General features: G+C 69.0%; 13 protein-coding genes. 3 read left to right on the top strand and 10 right to left on the bottom strand.

Translation table 11 applies throughout. The annotated features are described in order from the left end of the window. Positions 1–11 precede the first annotated feature (11 nt). Genes AC3WMR_RS11905 through AC3WMR_RS11895 form a run of 3 tightly spaced genes read left to right on the top strand, consistent with a single transcriptional unit; the run spans position 12 to position 2,971 of the window. Complete coding sequence (locus AC3WMR_RS11905) at positions 12–872, top strand: fumarylacetoacetate hydrolase family protein (protein WP_492263273.1); 861 nt, start codon at positions 12–14, stop codon at positions 870–872. Positions 873–908: 36 nt separating this feature from the next. After that, positions 909–2,231: an MFS transporter gene (locus AC3WMR_RS11900; protein WP_492263272.1), complete on the top strand. Its 1,323-nt coding sequence runs from the start codon at positions 909–911 to the stop codon at positions 2,229–2,231. Positions 2,232–2,269: 38 nt separating this feature from the next. After that, on the top strand, positions 2,270–2,971 hold the full coding sequence (locus AC3WMR_RS11895) for an SDR family NAD(P)-dependent oxidoreductase (protein ID WP_492263271.1): 702 nt from the start codon (positions 2,270–2,272) through the stop codon (positions 2,969–2,971). Between the two features lie 58 nt (positions 2,972–3,029). Here AC3WMR_RS11895 and AC3WMR_RS11890 read toward each other — a convergent pair whose 3' ends face one another. From AC3WMR_RS11890 to AC3WMR_RS11845, 10 genes are all read right to left on the bottom strand, one after another. Then, complete coding sequence (locus AC3WMR_RS11890) at positions 3,030–3,983, bottom strand: hypothetical protein (protein ID WP_492263270.1); 954 nt, start codon at positions 3,981–3,983, stop codon at positions 3,030–3,032. An 18-nt stretch (positions 3,984–4,001) separates the two neighbouring features. Then, positions 4,002–4,790 carry a bestrophin-like domain gene (locus tag AC3WMR_RS11885; RefSeq protein ID WP_492263269.1) on the bottom strand — a complete coding sequence of 263 codons (789 nt, stop codon included), beginning with the start codon at positions 4,788–4,790 and terminating at the stop codon, positions 4,002–4,004. A 75-nt stretch (positions 4,791–4,865) separates the two neighbouring features. Continuing rightward, complete coding sequence (locus tag AC3WMR_RS11880; RefSeq protein WP_492263268.1) at positions 4,866–7,385, bottom strand: spermidine synthase; 2,520 nt, start codon at positions 7,383–7,385, stop codon at positions 4,866–4,868. Between the two features lie 90 nt (positions 7,386–7,475). Continuing rightward, positions 7,476–9,113, bottom strand: coding sequence for an arylsulfatase (locus AC3WMR_RS11875; protein ID WP_492263267.1), 1,638 nt, complete (start codon positions 9,111–9,113; stop codon positions 7,476–7,478). Between the two features lie 50 nt (positions 9,114–9,163). Then, positions 9,164–10,198, bottom strand: coding sequence for an HAD family hydrolase (locus tag AC3WMR_RS11870; protein ID WP_492263316.1), 1,035 nt, complete (start codon positions 10,196–10,198; stop codon positions 9,164–9,166). Next, positions 10,198–11,607 carry a BatD family protein gene (locus AC3WMR_RS11865; protein ID WP_492263266.1) on the bottom strand — a complete coding sequence of 470 codons (1,410 nt, stop codon included), beginning with the start codon at positions 11,605–11,607 and terminating at the stop codon, positions 10,198–10,200. The genes AC3WMR_RS11870 and AC3WMR_RS11865 overlap by 1 nt, the downstream gene beginning before the upstream one ends. Then, positions 11,604–13,127 (bottom strand): VWA domain-containing protein, encoded by a 1,524-nt coding sequence (locus AC3WMR_RS11860; protein WP_492263265.1) that lies wholly within the window; start codon positions 13,125–13,127, stop codon positions 11,604–11,606. Before AC3WMR_RS11860 ends, AC3WMR_RS11865 begins: the two co-directional genes overlap by 4 nt. After that, positions 13,112–14,128 carry a vWA domain-containing protein gene (locus AC3WMR_RS11855; protein ID WP_492263264.1) on the bottom strand — a complete coding sequence of 339 codons (1,017 nt, stop codon included), beginning with the start codon at positions 14,126–14,128 and terminating at the stop codon, positions 13,112–13,114. Before AC3WMR_RS11855 ends, AC3WMR_RS11860 begins: the two co-directional genes overlap by 16 nt. Next, the gene (locus AC3WMR_RS11850; protein ID WP_492263263.1) at positions 14,115–14,615 is read right to left on the bottom strand and encodes a DUF4381 domain-containing protein; all 501 of its coding nucleotides are present in this window, start codon (positions 14,613–14,615) and stop codon (positions 14,115–14,117) included. Before AC3WMR_RS11850 ends, AC3WMR_RS11855 begins: the two co-directional genes overlap by 14 nt. Next, positions 14,612–15,577, bottom strand: coding sequence for a DUF58 domain-containing protein (locus AC3WMR_RS11845; RefSeq protein WP_492263262.1), 966 nt, complete (start codon positions 15,575–15,577; stop codon positions 14,612–14,614). The genes AC3WMR_RS11850 and AC3WMR_RS11845 overlap by 4 nt, the downstream gene beginning before the upstream one ends. Between the last annotated feature and the right edge of the window lies 1 nt (position 15,578).

Raw genomic sequence — 15,578 nt, 5'->3', positions numbered from 1 at the left:
AGGAGCCCCTGATGCGATTCATCACCTTTTCCGTTGGCGACAGCGGTGCCCACCTGGGCCTGCGGCGGGATGCCGACCACCTTGTCGACCTGACCGCGGCTGGCCTGCCCCGCCATCTGGAAGCGCTGCTGGCGCATGGCGACGAGGGCCTGCGCGCCGCGGCGCAGCACCTGGCGGCGGCGCGCCACGTCCTGCCGCTGTCGCAGGTGCGCATACTGCCGCCGCTGACGCGCCCGGGCAAGGCGCTGGCGATCGGCCTGAACTACCGCGACCACGCCGCGGAAAGCCAATTCGATCCGCCCGCGTACCCGGTGGTATTCGCGCGCTACCCGTCGTCGTGGGTGGCGCATGGCGAAGCGCTGGTGTGCCCGCGGGTGTCAACGCAGTTTGACTACGAGGCCGAGCTGGTGGCGGTAATCGGCAAGGCCGGCCGCCATATTCCGGCGCATCGGGCGCTGGACCACGTGGCGGGCTATTCGATCTTCAATGAAGGGTCGGTGCGCGACTTTCAGCTGCGCACCAACCAGTGGACGCTGGGCAAGAACTTCGACGCCAGCGGCGCCTTTGGCCCCGAATTCGTCACGCGGGACGAATTGCCGGACGGCGCGCGCGGCCTGCGTATCCAGTGCCGCCTGAACGGCCAGACCTTGCAGGACGCCAACACGGCGGACATGATTTTCGACGTCGCGACCCTGGTGGCCGCATGTTCGCAAGCCATGACGCTGCATCCCGGCGATCTCCTCATCACCGGCACGCCTGCCGGGGTCGGCCTGGCCAGGTCGCCGCAGGTCTGGATGAAGCCGGGCGACGTCTGCGAAGTGGAAATCGACCAGTTGGGCGTATTGCGCAACCCCGTCGTTGCCGAAGCCTGATTGGCGACAACAAGAACATAGATCCAGGAGACAACCATGACCACCCTTGTGAATGCCGCGGGCGCGGACCAGGCGGTAGCCGGCTTTCGCAGCAGGGTCCTGCCCTTGCTGTTCGCCGGCTACCTGCTCAACTTCATCGACCGCACCAACATCAGCTACGCGCAGTTGCAGATGGGCAGCGACATTGGCCTGTCGCTGGCCGCCTACGGCTTTGGCGCGGGCCTGTTCTTCTTCGGCTACGCCTGCGTCTGCGTGCCCGCCAACCTGGCCCTGCAGCGGGTCGGCATCCAGCGCTGGCTGGCCTTCGTCTTTCTCAGCTGGGGGCTGGTGGCCTGCCTGATGTCCACCGTACAGGGCGAAAAGTCGTTCTACGCCATGCGTTTTCTGCTCGGCCTGACCGAAGGCGGCTTCATTCCTGCGGTGAATTTCTACATCACCTCGTGGATTCCGCCGCGCTACCGCAGCCGCCTGAATTCGGTGTTCATCATGGCGCTGCCCGTGGCGATGATCATCGGCGGGCCGCTGGCCGGCGGGCTGATGGGCATCAACGTCGGCATGGCCGGCTGGCGCTGGCTGTTCCTGCTGGAAGGCTTGCCCACGGTGCTGCTGGGCCTGGCGGTGCTGCGCTACCTGCCCGCCACGCCGGCCGATGCGCGCTGGCTCACTGACGACCAGCGCCAATCCTTGCGCGCGGTGATGGACAGCGAGACGGCAGCCAGCCCGCCCGCCGCCCAAACCTCTTGGCGCCACGGTTTTCAGGTATTCCGCCAGCCGCTGCTGTGGGGTCTCTTGCTGATCCTGCTGATCGCGTACGCCGCAACCTTTGCGCTGGCCTATTTCCTGCCGCTGATTCTGAAGAACCTGTACCACATCACGCCCTTGCAGATCGGCTCGGCGCTGATGATTCCGAACCTGGTGGCGGCCGTGTTCAGCTACCTGGTGGGCCGTAGCAGCGAACGCAGCGGCGACGTGCGCTGGCACCTGGCGGCCGTGTGCCTGGCCGGCGCGGGCGGCTTCCTGCTGCTGCCCAGCGCGGCCGTGGCGTCGATTGCCGCCTTCCTGGCCGTGGTGTCGCTCATCACCGGCTACACCATCGCCTACTACGGACCGCTGAACGCCGCCATCCAGAACCGCATCGGCGCCCATGCCGGGCCGCTGGCCCTGGTGACCAGCATCGGCGCGCTTGGCGGATTCTTCGGCCCCACGCTGACCGGTTGGGTCATGCAGCAGACAGGCGGAGAATGGCAGCTGGCCGCCTGGATCTTCGCGCTGACCACCCTGGCCAGCGCGGCGCTGGCGGTCATCTGCGTGCGCAACGCCCGGGCCGGCGTCAAGCCGCTGGCCGCCTCGAAGGCCTGACCTGTTCATCGCACCGACTGCAACCAGGAGACATAAAAATGACCAACGACCCGATCAAGACCGCCGTCGTGACCGGCGGCGCCAGCGGCATCGGCCAGGAATGCGCCCGGCAATTGCGCGAGGACGGCTGGCGGGTGGCGGTGTGGGACCGCGCCAGCCACGGCGATGATCCCGCGGTGGACGTGGCCGATTACGCCAGCGTCGCGGCCGCCGCCCGCCGGCTCGATGGCGTGGACCTGCTGGTCAACGCCGCCGGCATCGCGGGGGGACGCGAACCCGTGGCCGACAAAAACCCGGCCGAATGGGCGCAGGTGCTGGCGGTGAACCTGACCGGCACCTTCCACTGCGCCCACGCCCTGTATCCGCACCTGAAGGCGCGCCGCGGCGTGGTCGTCAACATCGCCTCGGTCGCCGGCATCACCATGATGAAGGGGCGCGCGCACTATGCCGTGTCCAAGGCCGGGGTGGCGACCCTGACCCGGTCGCTGGCCAATGAGTGGGCGGCGGACGGCATCCGCGTCCTGGCGGTGGCGCCGGGCTACGTGAAAACGCAGATGATCGAACGTTCGATCGAGGCGGGCGAGCTGGACGAAGCCAAGCTGGCGGCGATGCATCCGCTGAATCGGCTCGCCTCGCCCCAGGAAATCGCCGCTGCGATGATCGCGCTGGCCAAGCCGCCCTTCCTGTTCATGACCGGCAGCGTGGTGCTGATCGACGGCGGGCTGACGTTGGGGAAATAGGCCGACCGCGTCGATAGCCGACCGCGTCGATAGCCGACCGCGTCTAGAGCCGACCGCGTCAAAAGCTGACCGCCAGCCCCACCGAGAACCCGGACACCCCTGTGCCGAACACATACCGGCCCACCAGCCGGGTCCGCGTCACGATGACGTTGTAGGCGCTGGAATCCAGTTCCAGCCCGGCGCCCACCGACGTCAGGCGGTCAAAGCCCAGTACGCCGCGCTGGTCGCCCAGGAACTCGGAATGGGTCAGTTCCAGCACGTAGCGCAGCGGCCGCTGCAGCAGCGTCAGCCCTGTGGGCGCCCGGTAGCGCGCCCACAGGTTGGCCGACTGGGCGATGGCGTTGCCCTGCACGGCGGCCGAACTGGCGAAGCTTTTCAAGCGGATGTCCGAATAGCGCATTTCGACGTCCACCTCATAGCCCGGCCGGTAATGCTCGTAGTCCAGCATCAGCGAGCCGCCCAGGCCGTAGGCGTTCAACGACCCCTTGTCCAGGAAGTTGACGTCCTGCCCGGTCTTTTGCCCCACGTACCAGCTCGCCGCGCGCAGGTCGCTGGTGACATTGCCCAGGGCAACGTTGAAAATCGGCCGCAGCTTCAGTTCGTCGGCCAGCTTGAAGTCCCAGCCGATGCCGCCCGTGGCCGACACGCTGTTCCATTTGGTCGGTATCTTGCGGGTTTCGGCGCCCTGCGAGGCAATGAAGGTGGGGTCGTAGCGGCTGGCGGCCAGCACGCCTTCCAGGTAGATGGGCACCGATTTCGAGATCGTGTCGCCGCCGCCCAGCTGGGTCATGAAGAATTCGGTCGATCCGGACGTGGTGCCGCCGCCCGAACCGATCGACAGCGAACTGGTGGTGATGTCCGGCACGATGGACAGCGACATGATCGCCAGCACCCCGTTGGCGCGCTTTTGCAGATCGTCGTGGTTCAACCTGACGGTGGGTTGCGCGGCGGCGTCGGCGCCCACGGCGCAGACCTGCGTCGCGATCAGCCAGGGCAACAGGCGCTTGATCATGAGGGCCTCCGGGCGCCGTCATTGTGGGGCGGGCAACGCGCCGCCCATCGCCTGGCGTTGCGCCAGCAGCAAGGCATCGCTCTGGTCGATGCGGATGGCCCCGATGCGCGGAAATTCGAAGTCGATGATGATGTACAGCGCCGCGGTCATTACCAGCGCGTAGATCACCTGGTGAAACAAGGTGGCGCGCCTGGCCTGGGCCAGGTTCAGGCCGATCAGGCAGGCGCAGATCAGCGCCAGGAACCCCAAAAATAGATAGGTCATGACCGGGCGATGGACTTTCTGGGCGACGGTCTGGGCGCTGGCCACGTCGAACATGTCGTTCACGGCGGCAATGTAGGACGCGGCAAACGGCGGCGCGGTATTGCGCGCAGCGGCCATCGAGCGGGTCCAGATGTCTTTTTGCAGCGCGCCGACCTGGACGGCGATCTGGTCGCGGTGGTCCAGGTCGGCCACATGCCGGTAATAGTTGACGCGTTCGTCCACGTAGCGCCGGAATTGATCGCGCAGCTGGGGCTGGTCCACGGTGTCGAGCAGGTCGATGCGCAACCAGGCGGTGCCAATGGCGTTGACTTCACTCACCAGCAGGTTGCGCCGGTCCGCCATGCGCTGCGCGGCGCCGGAAAAGGTGAAGGCGATCAACAGGCCCAGCAAGGCGAACACCGAGGCCTCGATGGCGGCGGACCCCGCCTTGCCGTGATCGTCCGCATCGCCATGGCGGCCCAGGGCCTGCCCCAGGCGGATGGCCGCGAGCAACAGGAAGAAAAAGACGATGGCGCCGGCGGCCAGCACAAGTGAATAGTTCAAGATGCCCCTCCTATGCGGGGTCGGTGTTCGGGGATGGGTCGAGCCATCCCCGCCCTCACCCATCCCTTGCGTGCATTACTGGGCCGCGCCGCCCGTGAACCAGCGTAGATAGGGATTGTCCCGGCTGGCCGCCGCCAGCTGGCCCGCGCTGCGCGCCCAGGCTTCGCGATTGCCGTCGTACGCCGCCAGCGCGCTTTGATAGAACAGGTCCAGCCCATCGCGCTCGCGTTCGATGGCCTGCGCCATGGCCGGGTCCGACCCGGCCAGCGGAGCCGGGGTGCGCAGCGCCAGCAGCGCCGGCAGCGTGCGCGAGATTTCGCGCGGGCGCACCCAGGTGGCGTATTCGATGGCCGGCCTGTCGTCGGACACGGCCGGCGTGGCCCCGGCGAAACGGGCCAGTCCCGCGCGGTCAGTCACCCAGGTGGCCAGCAAGGCGGCCGCCGAGCCAACGCCGACTTCGGCCAACGCGGTCGCGACGGCCGGCGCGGCATAGCGGTCGGCAATGCGTTGGGCATCGAGCGGCAGCGGGTCCATCGACCCGACCAGCAGCATTTCGTGCAGCTCGGTCGTCCACAAGGAGGCATGCGGGAACACGTTGATGAAGCTGGCCACCAGGGCCCGCGTGTCGTCCAGGTTCTGCGTGGGCAGCGGCAGCCACTGGGCGACGATGCCCTGCGGCTGCAAGCGCGTGGCGGCCAGCGCATAGAAGTCCTGCGAGTACAGGTTGACCACGCCGGCCGCCGACGGCGGCGGCGGTTCGAGGGTGATGAGGTCGTAACGTTCGGCGTTGCCCAGCAGTTCGCGGCGTCCGTCGCGCAGGCGCCGCTCCAGGCCGGGGTCTTGCGACGCGCCGTAGCTGCCCTGGAACAGCGGCGCGGCATGCAGCACGGCGGGCAGCAGTTCCGCCACCACGCGGCGTTCCAGCCCGGGGTAGCGCGACAAGGCGCCCGCGGTGATGCCGGTGCCGTAGCCGATCACCAGGGCCGAGCGCGGCTCGCCGGCATGCACGATCAGCGGCAACAGGGCCTGCAGGCGCATGTAGCGCAGCGATGGCATGGCATCACCGGAATTGGAGACGCCCTGTATGTAAAGGCGGCGAAAGCGTTGCGTGCCCTGCCCTTGCTCCACCACCGCCACCGTGCCGCCGTGGTTTTCCTCGTAGAACACCAGATCGCCGCCTTGCGCGCCTGGCAGCAGGCGGGCCAGGTGCTGGACGGGGATGGCTGCGCCCAGGATCACCGCCGCGCCAGCCAAAGCGACGCCCAGGCCCTTGGTCATCGACGACGCCGGACGCGCCTGCCAGAGGGCCGCTACGCCCACCACGCAGGCGACGACGGTCAGCAGCGCCAGGCTGCGCACCGTGCCCAGGTGGGGCAGCAGGAAAAACCCGGTCAAGGCGGTGCCGGCGATGCCGCCCAACGTGTTGCAGGCCAGCACCGCGCCGGCCCCCTGCCCGCGGCGCTGCGGCGGCACGGCAATGCGCAGCACGGCGGGAAAGGCAGCCCCGAGCAGCAGCGTGGGCAGCAGCACCACGGCGCTTGCCGCCACGGCAAAGCGCGCGCTCATGCCGGCCAGGGGGCTGCCCGTCCAACCCAGGATGGCCGCTTCGGCAAGGCCCTGGGCGCCGATGAGCCAGCGGCCCAACAACGCGGTTTCGACCAGCGCCAGCAGGCCGGCACCGGCGATCAGGAAGCCGAAGACACGCCACGGGTCGCCCAGCGCGCGTTCCCAGCGGGCATACAGCGCGGCGCCGATCGTCAGCCCCGCCAGGTACACCGCGAGCACGATCGAGAACGCAAAGGCCCGGGTGCTCATGAACGGCACGACCATCTGCGACCAGAGCACTTCGTAGCCCATGGCGACGGCGCCCGCGACGGCATACAGGCCCAGCGCGAGCCGGGCCTGGCCGGACAGGGCTTCCCGCGGGCCGCGCACGGCGGACGGCGCCGGCGCGCTGGCAGCGCGAGCCTGGCGCCGGTCCAGCACCCACGCGCCCGCGGCCGCCGCCAGGTTCAGGCAGGCCGCCGCCCAGGCGCTGCCGCGCACGCCCAGGGCTGGAATCAGGAAAAAAGCCGGTAATAGCGCGCCGATGATCGCGCCGCCCGTGTTGGCGGCATAGAGCGTGGCGCCCGCTCGGCCGATGCGCGCCGCGCCCGTGGCACGCAGCAGCACGGGCAAGGTGCCGCCCATGAAGAACGGTGCGATGCCCACGATCACGACGATGGCCAGCCACGCCAGCCCGGGGCTCACCGCCTCGCCTTGGGCAAAGGCAGCGGCGCCCTGCCCCAGCGCCAGCGTGACGCCGATGCCCAGCGCGGCGATCGCCACTTCAATGCCCGCATACAGCCGGAACGGGCGCGCACTGGCATCCGCCCGCCGGCCCAGCACCCAGCTGCCGGCCGCCAGGCCCAGGAAAAAGGCCCCGACCGCCACGGCGATGGCATGCACTTCCACACCCACGATCAGCGATAGTTGCTTGATCCACAGAATCTGGAAGACCAGCGCCGCGACGCCCGACAGGGCCAGCAAGGCGGCCGCGGGCCACAAGGCCGTGCCGGCGTGCGCGGCCTCGCCCCTGTCGTGAAGCGATGTCATCGGGCGCACAGAGGCTGTCATCTGTCGGATCCTTGTCCAGAGAGAGTCAATGCGCGGATGCGGCCGCACGCCGCATCCGCCGGTCACACCCTATTTGCCTTGCTTCTTGGCCTGCTGCTCGAAGTACTCGTCGATCTGCTTGTCCACCGCCTTCTGGATCTGGTCGGTGCTGAAGCTGGGCGGATTCTGGCTGGGCGGCCATTCAATGAAGGTCTGCAGGAATTCGCCCGCCTTGGCCGAGCCGACGAAGGCCAGATAGGCGTTCTTGGTCAGCCAGTCGTTGTACTGATCGGACACGATATCGGCGCGTTCATAAGGGTCCATGCGCAGGTTGAACACCTTGGGCACCCGCAGGCAGACGAACGGTTCCTTCCACACCGCGAATCCGCCCGGCGCTTTCTGTTCGCAGAACACGACCTTCCAGTTGTCGAACCGCATCGCGACCAGCAGACCGTCGTCATTGAAGTAATAGAAGTCGCTGCGGGCGCTCTTGTCGTCCTTGCCGGTCAGGTACGCCAGCTGGTTGTAGCCATCCAGGTGCACCTTGTAGTCGCGATTGGCGCCGTTGGGCCGCCAGCCCTTGAGCAGCCGTTCCTTCACGCCGTCGTCTCCCGCCGCGGCCAGCAAGGTCGGAAACCAGTCCATGCCGGAGACGATGTCGTTCTTGACCGTGCCAGGTTCGATGTGGCCTGGCCAGCGGATCATCGCCGGTACGCGGAAGGCGCCTTCCCAGTTGGTGTCTTTTTCGCTGCGGAACGGCGTGGTGGCGGCGTCCGGCCAACTGAACTGGTTGGGCCCGTTGTCCGTCGTGTAGATCACGATGGTGTCCTTGGCGATGCCCAGGTCGTCCAGCTTCTTCAACAGCTTGCCGACGTCCTGGTCGTGTTCCCACATGCCGTCGGCGTAGTCGTTGCCGGGCATGCCGCTCTTGCCCTGGTGTTCCGGCCGGATATGGGTGAACAGGTGCATGCGCGTGGTGTTCATCCACACGAAGAATGGCTTGTCTTCCTTGCCATGCTTGTCCAGGTAGTCCAATGCCGCCCCGACGGTTTCGTCGTCGATGGTCTCCATGCGCTTGGTGGTCAAGGCGCCGGTGTCCTCGATCTTGCCGTCGGCCGAGGCCTTGATCACGCCACGCGGCATGTATGCCTTGATGACGGGGTCTGTCGAGTCCTTGGGGAAATAGGGCCGTTCGGGCTCTTCTTCGGCATTCAGGTGATACAGGTTGCCGAAGAACACGTCAAAGCCGTGCTTGGTGGGCAGGTACTCGTCGCGGTCGCCCAGGTGGTTCTTGCCGAATTGCGCGGTGTTGTAGCCCTGCCCCTTCAAGGCGGTGGCAATGGTGATGTCGCGATCCTGCAAGCCCACCGGCGCGCCCGGAATGCCCACCTTGGACAGGCCGGTGCGGCGGGCGGATTGCCCGGTGATGAAGGTAGACCGCCCCGCCGTGCAGCTGTTCTCGGCGTAGTAGTCGGTGAAGATCGCGCCCTCGTTGGCGATGCGGTCGATGTTCGGCGTGCGGTAGCCGACCACGCCGCGCGTGTACGCACTGATATTGGCCTGGCCGACGTCATCGCCGAAGATGACGAGAATGTTCGGCTTTTTGCCGGACGCCTGCCCCTGGGGACTGGACGGCGGCGCACTCTGGGCCTGCCCGTACGCCCCTCCCATTACCGCAAGCCCGCTGGCGGCCACCAGCGCCGCTCCCAACCATCGTCTTGCTTTCATGACTGCTCTCCTCGCCCACAGGGGCCGTATGTACTCCCGGTACAGCACGATCAAGGGTTATCGAAGGCGTAGACGCGGCGCCATTCCGTTTTCATGTCCACGACCGTCCAGCCGCTGCGGCGCGCTTCGTCCAGCGCACGGTCCAGCCGGCCGATGTCGGAATCGCGGTCGTAAGCCCATTCGCGCTGGGCGTCGGTGTGGTGGACGATGCCAGCAAAGCGCTTGCCGGGGCCGGCGGCGGTCCACTGCAGCATCTGCAGGTCCCCGTCCGAGTTGCCGAACGCCAACAGCGGGCGCCGGCCGATGTAGCGCTGGATGGCCACCGGCTTGCCGGGGCCGTCGTCGTTGAATTCCAGCTTGCCCTGGCGCCACAGCACGGGCTGGCCGCCGCGCTGCTCGAACGTGGTGACGAAGCTGCTGCCGATGACCTGTTCGGGCGGTATGCCGTAGGCGGCCTGGGCCCAGGGGCGCATGAATTCCGTTTCGCCGCCGGACACGATGTAGGTCTTGAAACCCTTCGCGCGCAGGTAATCCAGCAATTCGCGCATCGGCGCATAGGTCATCGCGGTATAGGGCTGGTTGAAGCGCGGGTGCCGGGCGGTGGCCGTCCATTGGGTGACGCTTTGGGTGAAGTCGTCGACGCTCATCTGCGTGTGGGTGGCGCCGATGATCTTGAACAGGCCCGCCTGGCCCGACTTGGCCAGGGCGGCCTTATCGCCTTCGATGGCCGCCTTGAACGGCTGGCGGGTCGCCCATTCGGGATGCTGCGGCGCCATGGCCTTGATGCGGTCCAGGGCGAACAGCACCTGGAAGTACAAGGGCTGTTCGGACCACAGCGTGCCGTCGTTGTCGAACACGGCAATGCGCGCGTCGGTCGCCACGAAGTCGGGGCTGCCCGGCTGCGTCACGGCCTGCACGAATTCGAGGATGGCAGCGCGCGACGGCCCCTCGTTCCAGGAGGGCAGTTCCGCGGCGGGCGTCGCCGCTTTCTGGGGCGAGGCGCAGGCAGCCAGCAGCAACATCGCCGCGATGCCGGCCCATCGTGCCGCCCAGCGCCATGCCCGCCGTTCAAGGGTCGCTTGCATCATGCACTCCCATGCGCCTCGCGGCGCGGTTGCGGTTCGCCAGGCGCTTGCGGATTCAACGCGTCGGGCAAGGAATAAGGGGCAATCGGCCTGCGCCGCGTGCGCCAGGTGCGTCGCCAGGCACGCGATGCGCGGGACAGCGCGTGGCGCCACGCTGCGTTCTTGGACGGTTCGGCATAGGCGCCCCGCAACGCATCGGCCGCCGTGCGGCGGGCGTCATCCCCCAAGGGCGCCACGCCCGAGCGCACGTCGGGCGCGGCGGCCGCCAGGCGCAGCCAGCGATAGAAGGCGCTCAACGAGGCGGTCTGGCCGCGCGCCTCGCGCTGCCAGGCGCGCCAATGCCAGGCTTCGCTCGCGCGTCTCGCCGCCAGCGCGTGTTGGACACGCTGGCGCGATCGGCTGCCCAGCCGCCGCCAGCGCGGCCCGGTCAGCCACACCACGACAATGGCCGCCAGCAGCGCCGCGCCCCATTGCAACCCAGCCGCCGGAATCACCCAGCGCAAGCCATGGCGCAGGTGGGCCAGGTCATCGGCCAAGGAGAATGGCGGCGCTGCCGTGGGCGCGGCAGCGACGGTGAATTCGCGGCCAGGCAGCTCCGCCTGCGCCGGCTGACCGGTGGCCTCATCGCGCCACCGCAGGGTGATCGCCGGCAGGCGGTAGGTACCGGCTTCCTGTGCCACATAATCGGCGCGGTCGACGCGTTGCCCACCCAAGAATTGGCCACGGCCGTCGTTCAGCGGCGTCACCAGGGGCTCAAGCGGATAGCGTTTGAATCCCGGCACGTCGGGCATGACGGCCGCGGACAGCATCAGCGCGGGCACGCCGGGCGCGCGCTGAGTGATGGAGCGCGTGACGCGGCCGCCGACCACCAGCGGATCGGGCGCCAGCGAAAAGTCTTGCGATACCGTCAGCTGGGTCGATACCAGGCCGGGCGCTTCGGTCGCGGCCGGCGCAGCCACGGCAAACGTCAGGGCTTGGCTCGTTCCTGACGCGATCTCGTTGTGCGGTCCGACCTGGGCGGTCACCGCCAGCTCCGGCACCTGCACGGCGCCCGCCGCCGTCGGGCTGAGCAGGTAGGTGTAGCGCAGCCCGCTGTAGGCCACGCCATCGATGGTGTCGCGCCGCAATTCGCCCTGCCCCGTCGGCGGCGTGACCGCGATGCCCGGCAGGTTCAGCGCGGGCAACTGCGGCGGCTGCGTGAACCAGGTGGACGTCATGACATCCAGGTGCAGTTGCAACGTCGTGCCGATGCGCACCTGGGCCGGCGCTTGCAGGCTGGCGGTCACGCGCAAGGCGGGCGCGGGCTGGGGCTGGGCCAGCGCGGGTTGGGCGAACGCAATGCCGAATAGCGCCAGCGCCAGGAAGCACGCCAGGTTGCGCCACGGCCAGGGTCCGCGCCAGGTCGTCATGGGCGGACCCCCGCGGCGTTTGTGGCGGCATCTTCCACCGCGAACCGGCCGCGCAGGAACCGGGCTGGCGACAGTGTCAGGTTGTTGAGCCATTGCTCTTCGGACGCCGCCTGCGCCACGGGTGCGGCGGCCTTCTGGCCCTGCTTGGCAGACTTGTCGGCGATGGTCTGGTCGGGCCGCTCGGCCTGGTCACCCTGAGCCTCCTGAGTCATCGACGCCAGCAGTCGCTCGACGATGCCGCGGTTGACCAGGGCGGCGTCCCAGCCCGGCGCCAGGGCCAGCGCACGGTCGTAGGCGGCCAACGCGGCGTCGTACTGACGCAGCCGTGTCTGCGTGTTGCCGACGTAGAACTGACTTTGGGCGCTATCCACCTTGGAAAACGCGGCGAGCGCGGTGGGGTAGTCCCCGGCCTGGTACGCCGCCCGGCCTTTCCAGTACGGGTCCTGGAAGTGTTGCGCGGCGGCGTCGTAATGGCCTTGATCGAATGCCAGGCGGCCTTGCTGGTCCGGGGTCAGGAAGGCATCGGCCAGCGGATTGGCGCGCGTGTCGGCGGGCGCGGCCAACGATACGGCCACCAGCACGGCGGCCGTCCAGCCGACATTCCAGCCACGCCGCACTGCCAGCAACGCCAGCAAGGCCAGCGGCCAGCACAGCCAATAGCCAGCGTCGCGCCAATGAATGGCGCCCGACCGGGCATCCTGCACCGCCTGGAAATGCTGCTGGGCGTGCAGCGAAATCCAGTCCAGGTCGTCGGGGCTGCGCGTCAGGCTGCCCAGCGGCGCACCTGCGGCGCTGGCCAGGCCCCGCAGCGCAGCCTGATCCAGCCCGGTCTGCCCCACGGCCATCACCAGCACCTGCAGGTCATCCGCTTTCTGCGCGCCCTGACGCACCGCGTCGAACTGGCTGGCATCTGCGCCGTCGGTGAGCAGCAGCAAGGTACCGCCGGCACGTTCGGCCGCCAGCACTTGCGCTGCCAGCGCAATGGCGCCGGCCGCATCCCTGCCCTGCGGCCCGATCAGGTCCGACGCCAACGCCTGCGCAAACAGGTCCAGCAGATGCGTGTCGTCCGTGGGGGGCAAGACCAGGTGGCTGCTGCCGGCATAGGCGATCAGGCCGGTCTTGGCGCCCGCGCGCCGGGCGGCCAGGTCGCGTACCAGGTGCTTGGCCGCTTCCAGCCGCGACGGCGGCACGTCGGCGCCGTCCATGGACGGCCCCAAGGCCACCGCGGCGATCAGTGGCGCCACGTTGTCCAGGAAATCGGGCTGGTCGCGCTGCCACGCCGGCCCGGCCGCGGCCAACGAACCGACGGCCAGGATGGCGGCCAGCGCATCGATGGGACGCGGCCCGCGGCTGCCCGGCGTGCGCACGAGCAGGTACGGCAGCAGCGCGGGCGCGATCCGGCTGCCCCGGCCGGCGGCGTCCCGGTCGCCCCGGCCGGACCCCCATGCCAGGGCGGCCGCCAGCAGGCCCAGCAGCCACCACGGGCGCAGGAAATGAAAGGCGCTCAGGTCGACGTCCATGAGGCCTCCTGGTTGGGTACCCGCCGGTCGGCGCGCGGGCGTCGGCCCGCCAGCGCGGCAATGCCGTGCCAGGCTATCAACAGGGCCAGCGCCAGGCCAAGCGGCAGCCAGAAATAGTCGCGCTTGGGTTGGTGCCGCAGCGTATTCACTTCCTGCGGGGTAATGCGGTCCAGCGTGGCGTACACCGCCTGCAGGCTGGCCAGGTCCTGTGCCTTGAAGAATTGCCCGCCCGTCGTCCGGGCAATGCCCTGCAGCACATTGAAATCCACCCGGTCTTCGCCGGTGGCGGCCGGGTCGCCGATGCCGATGGTGTGCACCGTGATGTGATGCCGGGCGGCCAGGGCCGACGCGCGCGCGGGCGGCACGGCGCTGCCGGTGTCGTTGCCGTCGGTCAGCAGGATCAGCACTTTGTCCCGTTCCTTGGCCGCATCGAGCATGCGGATGCCCAGCCCGATGGCATCGCCCAGCGCCGTGTTGGGCCCCGCCATGCCGACCTCGGTGCGGTCCAGCAGCAGGCGCAGCGCAACGTGGTCTTCGGTCAGCGGCGCTTGCGGATAGGCGCCCGTGCCGAACACGATCAACCCCAGCCGGTCGTTCGCCCGTTTGTCGATGAAGTCGGCCACCACCGCTTTTACAGCCCGCCAACGACTTTGCGCCCGCCCCTGCGGGTCGTGGAAATCGGCAGTGTCCATCGACTGCGAGATATCGACGGCCAGCAGCAAGTCGCGCACCGCCTGCGTGTGCGTCAGCGGCGGCTCGACCCACTGCGGTCGCGCCAGCGCCAGCACCAGCAGCAGCCACACGGCCACGTTCAGCCAGAGCTGGCCGCGCCGGATGCGCACGCCAGGCCGCGACGGCGTCTGGCCGGTGAGCGTGGCGACGGTATCGAAGAACGGCACGCGCAACGCGCTGCGGGGCTGCACATAGACTGGCAGCCAGCGATAGGCCGCCAGCGCCAGGGGCGCGGCGGCGAGCAGCCAGGGGTAATCAAGGCGCCACATGGTGATTCACCATCCAGGCACGACAGGACTGGATCAACTGCGCCAGCGCGGCGCGGTCCAATTGACGAACGGCCTCGTCCGGCGCATAGGCCAATTGGGTCAGCAACTGCGGCGCGTCGCCTGGGAAGCTCTGCCCCGCGCCGCGTTCCAGGTACGCAAGCCAGGCTTCGCTGCCCAGCGGCGCCACCTGGGCGCGCGCCGTGGCGGGTTGCGCCGCCAGCGCCGTGCGCTTGAGCAAGGCCGGCAGGCCGCGCGCCGCCAAGGGGTCGCTGGCCGCGTCCCGCGCCAACTGCTTCAACGCCGCCAGGCCTTGGCGCCGATAGCGGTTGCGGCGATGGCGGCGCCAACCGGCCAGTGCGGCCCAGGCGCCGCCGGCCAGCAGCAACAACCCCACCACGGCCCACCCCCAGGTTTGCGGCCAATAAGACACGGCGGGCGGCAGCGGCAGCTCCTGCAATTGATCCAGGCCGGGCAGCGCGTCGCTCATGGCCGCGCCCCGTTCGGACCGACCCCAGCCGGCATCGCCACCTGCTTGCCGAGTTCGCGGCGCAATTGCACGCGTTCGTCGTCCGCCGTGTCGATGGACAGCAGCGGCACGCGGCTGCGGCGCAGCAGTTGTGCCACCTGCAGCAGGCGGCCGCTGAAGAAATCGGCCAGCGGCTGCCTTTCTCGCCGGCGGCCCACGGCAATCTCCAGCTGCACTTCGCCTTGGGTGACCACCATGCGGCCGGCGCTGGGCAGCTGCTGCGCCATGGGATCGAACACCAGCATCGCCAGCACGTCATTGTGGGCGGCCAACAGGCGCAGCGCGCGCAGCGTGTCCTCGTCGGCGCCCGCGAAGTCGCTGATGACGCAGACCAGGCAATCATGCGGCGCGGTGGCCAGCGCGCCGCGCAGCGCGGCGTTCAAGCCTTGTGCGGCAGGCACATCGGGGCCGTCGGCCGACAACGCCGCGTTGGCGCGCGCCACCTCGGCCAGCAACGCGCGTACCCGGTCGCGGCTGCGCAGCGGCTTGAACGCCTTGATGCCGTGGTCGTCGAACACCAGTCCGCCGACGCGGTCGCCGCCCCGATAGGCGATCCAGGCGGCCAGCGCCGCCAGCCGGGCCGCGACGGCGCATTTGAAGGCGCGCACGGACCCGAAGTACATGCTCATGCGCTGGTCGACCAGGATCAGCGCCGGCCGGTCGCGCTCTTCGGTATAGGCGCGCACCAGCGGCTTGCCATAGCGCAACGAGGCGCGCAGGTCCAGGCGCCGCAGGTCATCGCCGGCCGCATAGCGGCGCAGTTCCGCGAAATCCAGCCCCCGGCCGCGCAAGCGCGATCCGTGCGGCCCGGCCAACACGCTGCTCAAGGGCTGCCGGGCGGTGAACGACAGTCCGACCGCCGCCGCTTCCAGGGCGATCAATTCGGCCAGCGGTGGATGGACGGGATGCGGCGCGGGGCTCATG

This window comes from Achromobacter sp. FW305-C-28, from assembly GCF_058783235.1.
This window is presented reverse-complemented; position numbering and strand designations above follow the sequence as displayed.

Bases quoted from the DNA above. Each gene is read 5' to 3' on its own strand.
- AC3WMR_RS11890 (WP_492263270.1), bottom strand. From the start codon at position 3,983: ATGATCAAGCGCCTGTTGCCCTGGCTGATCGCGACGCAGGTCTGCGCC.
- AC3WMR_RS11850 (WP_492263263.1), bottom strand. From the start codon at position 14,615: ATGAGCGACGCGCTGCCCGGCCTGGATCAATTGCAGGAGCTGCCGCTG.
- AC3WMR_RS11880 (WP_492263268.1), bottom strand. From the start codon at position 7,385: ATGACATCGCTTCACGACAGGGGCGAGGCCGCGCACGCCGGCACGGCC.
- AC3WMR_RS11905 (WP_492263273.1), top strand. From the start codon at position 12: ATGCGATTCATCACCTTTTCCGTTGGCGACAGCGGTGCCCACCTGGGC.
- AC3WMR_RS11895 (WP_492263271.1), top strand. From the start codon at position 2,270: ATGACCAACGACCCGATCAAGACCGCCGTCGTGACCGGCGGCGCCAGC.
- AC3WMR_RS11855 (WP_492263264.1), bottom strand. From the start codon at position 14,128: ATGTGGCGCCTTGATTACCCCTGGCTGCTCGCCGCCGCGCCCCTGGCG.
- AC3WMR_RS11860 (WP_492263265.1), bottom strand. From the start codon at position 13,127: ATGGACGTCGACCTGAGCGCCTTTCATTTCCTGCGCCCGTGGTGGCTG.
- AC3WMR_RS11870 (WP_492263316.1), bottom strand. From the start codon at position 10,198: ATGCAAGCGACCCTTGAACGGCGGGCATGGCGCTGGGCGGCACGATGG.
- AC3WMR_RS11900 (WP_492263272.1), top strand. From the start codon at position 909: ATGACCACCCTTGTGAATGCCGCGGGCGCGGACCAGGCGGTAGCCGGC.
- AC3WMR_RS11865 (WP_492263266.1), bottom strand. From the start codon at position 11,607: ATGACGACCTGGCGCGGACCCTGGCCGTGGCGCAACCTGGCGTGCTTC.
- AC3WMR_RS11875 (WP_492263267.1), bottom strand. From the start codon at position 9,113: ATGAAAGCAAGACGATGGTTGGGAGCGGCGCTGGTGGCCGCCAGCGGG.
- AC3WMR_RS11845 (WP_492263262.1), bottom strand. From the start codon at position 15,577: ATGAGCCCCGCGCCGCATCCCGTCCATCCACCGCTGGCCGAATTGATC.